This window comes from candidate division KSB1 bacterium, from assembly GCA_022566355.1.
GTDB lineage: Bacteria > Zhuqueibacterota > JdFR-76 > JdFR-76 > DREG01 > JADFJB01.
Window position 1 is genome coordinate 1 of record JADFJB010000205.1, and the last position, 4,189, is coordinate 4,189.

Genomic DNA, 4,189 nt, shown 5'->3' on the forward strand with positions numbered 1-4,189 from the left:
TATTGAATAAATTTTTGAAAATTGTTTTATCAGTTTCATTAATCTTTCTTAGAACCTATGTAATCATTTGTGTTAATAACAAAAAATTTACATTTTAGCTTGGATGTAATAAACTTTATAATTATATTTTACCATGTTTAACTTAAAATTAATTTTTTTTTAATTTTAGATTATTTCAGTTTTCCAGGATCTCAATTGTGGATATTTCACCTACGCCTTTCATTCGGTAATTGGTTTGCGATATTTGGTTTTCATCGAGACAACTACTAACCTAGCCTCGTCAGAAGACGATTGTATTAATCAATTTGCAGCCTTAAAATCATAATATCAATCCGTCTAAGAATTAATAACCAGTTTGCTCAAGTCTGAAAATGCTATAAAAAGGAGAAGCTGCCTATCGGTAAATGTCCAACAAAAAATTAAGGAGATCATATGTCGACAGCTTTTTTGAATAAATAAAATATTGTGGGGAATTTCTTTTGGAATGATGAATTAATTTGGTTATTTATATTTGTTAAATCCAATGTTATACAGATTCTAAATCTTGACCCAAGTAGTTTTAAGGGTTGAATGAACAAATACTGAGGAGAATTTTTATGAAAAAGTGCGTTTGGTTTAGAATACATATTTGGTTAATGGTTTTATTGATTATTGGTGTTGGCTGTCAACAAAAAGAGTATCAAGAACAATCAAACCAAAGTAACAATGGAATTGACGTTGAAGAACGCATTCGTGAATTAGGAATCCAATTATACACTCCTGAACCTCCGATTGCGAATTATGTGCGTGCAGTTCAAAGCGGAGACCTGGTATTTTTGGCTGGTCACGGTCCACGAAAACCAGAGGGTGGTTATATCACAGGCAAGGTGGGGAAAGATATCGATATCGAACAAGCAAAAGAAGCTGCCCGTTTGACAGCCATCTCTCTATTATCTTCGCTAAAAGCCGAAATCGGAGATTTAAACCGAGTCAAAAGAATTGTGAGAGTGTTTGGTATGGTGAATTGTGATGAATCCTTTACAGAGCAACCACAAGTGATTAATGGCTGTTCAGATTTATTGGTAGAAATATTTGGTGAGTCCGGCAAGCATGCCAGGGCGGCCGTGGGAATGATCTCTTTGCCTATAAATATTTCCGTAGAGATAGAAATGATCGTAGAATTAAAAAGGGATTGATTTTATTATGGAAGAGAATCAATCAAAAATTAATTTTCGTTGGGCTGCGCTTCTTGCCCGCTGGTTATTAGGGCTATTATTTTTTATGGCCGGGTGGATGAAAGTATTCGAGATGGGAGCCGTTGAACATGCTCGACAATTATTTGTCGAAGGCTACAAGGACTCTTGGATACCTGTTTGGCTGCTGTGGGTTTTTGGTTTTACTATTCCTTTTGTAGAGTTAATTTCAGGCGGATTATTGCTAATAGGATTTCGGATTCGGGAAGCCCTTATCACACTTGTAATGGTTCTGGTCATCGTCACCTATGGCCATTTACTTGAAAACCCATTTTATGATGTGACGACTCATATCCTTCCCAGGGCCTTACTGGTTGTATTTCTATTTATGATACCCCAAAACTCAGAACCGTGGACAATTGATACATGGTTGAGTAAGCGAAAATTTCAACAATAATTTAGGAAAAATATGCTGGCAATGTTCTTTCATTTCATTGTCTTGGGACTTTTAATGTTTGTTTTTGATTTTGTTTTACTAAAAATCAGAAAGAGAATACTCATTTCATCCTATATGGTGAGTGGTGTAACTGCCGGGGTAATTATAGGTTTATCCATACAAGAAACATATATAGAGGGAATCCCAGGTATTTTGTTTCCGTTGATACTCAGTTTGACCGGTAGTTTATTCTTGTATATTGTTAATGTAAAGGATCTCTCCAAAAAGCTGGTGTTCCGGTTGTTTGGAACAATCATCCTAGGTTTCTCCACAGGGCTTGGTTCTTTTTTGCTGGTTTTTTTGATGCGACTGTTTCAATTTGACCCTTTCCCTATGAACTTGAATCAGGACAATTTTTTTATCAACCTCTTATTAAATGGATTCCTGCTTCAGTTTGGATATGCTTTTTCAGGACGAATCTCACAAAGTCTCTTTCGATCCGGTGGCCGCTAAAACGTTATTTGATTTCCTTACCTATGAAACAATATGATAGGTTGCAAAAAATAATTTCTTAGCGGTTAAAAGAAATAATTTGTAATCTTATTCGGCTTACTATAAATTGATCAGATAATCATATTATTTCGATACAGATATCCTTTAATATCTATTTAAATTCAATTTATTTGAGAGGTAAACCATTGATAAGCTAAAATCCTTTCTAGTTTGTTTATGCACATTTAGCATACCATTTACCATTGGCTTTGCCAATGATATCTCTCTCCTTGCGCCCGATGGCACAACAGTTGAAATTACACGAGATGAATATGGCGTCCCCCATATAGTCGCCCAAAGTGAAGTAGGGGTATTCTTCGGGCAGGGATTTGCCGCAGCGCAAGACCGGTTATACCAGATGTTTCAGTTTAGGTTAGCCGCAAGGGGTGAAATTGCCAGTATTCAAGGTACGGAAGATAATTTAAACTATGATAAAGGGATAAGAACAATTTATTATACTGAGCAAGAAAGATTGCAAAAGTTCAATGCCTTACCCACTGATATTCAAACAGCAATAGAATCGTATAAAGATGGCGTAAATACTTACCTGGATTCAATGGCAGTTAATCCAAACAAATATAAACCGCTTGAGTTTTATATCATTCCATTTAATCCCTGGAAAGTGACAGATTCCATCGCTATCATCCAGTTTATCCTCAGAAATTTCGGTGAATCCGGAGGAAATGAATTAACCCGCTTAGCAGAACTGCAAACAAACGGCCAGGCGTGGCTCGATGAAAATAGGCCAATCAATGATCCTGCCGTGCCTACGACAATTCCGGCAAATGTCTCTATTTCTAGCAAGCAATGGAAATATTCCGGTATAGTTGTAGATAACGACATTATCCAATCAATCAATCAGAAACAAAATTGGATTGATGAATACGCCAGAAATCAACATTTGCCTGCAAAATTGGGAAGTTTTGCAGTACTTATTACCGGTGCAAAATCAAACACAGGAAATGTGATGTTATTAGGCGCTCCGCAAATGGGTGGCCATGAACAAAACATAATCCGAATTCCCAATGAAGTAGAATTGCAATGTCCAACTCTTCATGCCGGGGGAATGATTGTGGCAGGAATGCCAGGGATTATCATTGGGAGGAATGACTATTTTTCATGGACACTAACGAGCGGGTTCTCAGATAATGTCGATGTTTATATTGATTCTACCCAGGATAACACTTATGGAAAATACTGGTACAATGGAGAATGGCAGGATTTCGAGGTCATTGAGGAATCTATTTCATTTGCGGGAGTTCCTCAGTCATTCACTCACTACAGAACAGTTCATGGACCTGTTTTTGGTGAAGATTTGGCAAATCACCAGGTCTTTAGCAAAAAAATGACTTTTTGGAATAATGAATTGGCTATGATGCTGGCTATCTTCGGCATCATCAGGGCATCCAATTTGGAACAATTTGAAGCTGCCGCGGAATTGATCCCGGTCTCATTCAACCTGTTTTATGCAGGTAAAGATCAAAATGTAAAATATTGGCATGTTGGCCACTACCAGGATAGAAGCGATGGTGTGGATCCTCGTTTGCCCCACAAAGGCGATGGTACCGAAGAGTGGGGCGGCATGATGGATTTTTCAACCTTGCCATCCTCCCAAAATCCGAGTCAGGGTTACTTTGTTAACTGGAATAATAAGCCTGTAGCCTGGTGGAATAATGGTGATAATGTGCCGTTTCGCTCAAATACCGATCCAAAAAGTATTACATGGCGTGTATTGGCAATGCAACAATATGTAGGACCCATTAATAGTTTCTCCTTTGAACAATTGAAAGATACTCCAAGGCAAATACAGGACCATGGATCCTATCAACAAGCGTTGGAATTTGGAACGGATGAAGTGATTGACGAAAATGTATTGCCGTCCGGCCAGAGCGGATTTGTTAGTATAGTTGGAGTACCCGATCTCCACAAAAGCGATCAATGGCCGTTGCATGTCAATTGGGAATTTAAGGATATGATCTTTGCTGAAATAGAGACAGGTGTGGACAACCTGGGGGCTTTACCTTCCGAG

General features: G+C 38.0%; 4 protein-coding genes. All 4 read left to right on the plus strand.

Features of this window, described 5'->3' with window-relative positions:
- Nucleotides 1-635: 635 nt before the first annotated feature.
- Nucleotides 636-1,175 (plus strand): RidA family protein, encoded by a 540-nt coding sequence (locus IIC38_20145; protein ID MCH8128232.1) that lies wholly within the window; start codon nt 636-638, stop codon nt 1,173-1,175.
- Between the two features lie 7 nt (nt 1,176-1,182).
- Nucleotides 1,183-1,629, plus strand: a complete 447-nt coding sequence (locus IIC38_20150) for a DoxX family membrane protein (protein ID MCH8128233.1) — start codon at nt 1,183-1,185, stop codon at nt 1,627-1,629.
- A gap of 12 nt (nt 1,630-1,641) precedes the next feature.
- Nucleotides 1,642-2,121, plus strand: coding sequence for a hypothetical protein (locus tag IIC38_20155; GenBank protein ID MCH8128234.1), 480 nt, complete (start codon nt 1,642-1,644; stop codon nt 2,119-2,121).
- Between the two features lie 184 nt (nt 2,122-2,305).
- The coding region (locus tag IIC38_20160; protein MCH8128235.1) for a penicillin acylase family protein at nt 2,306-4,189 on the plus strand (1,884 nt) is incomplete at its 3' end.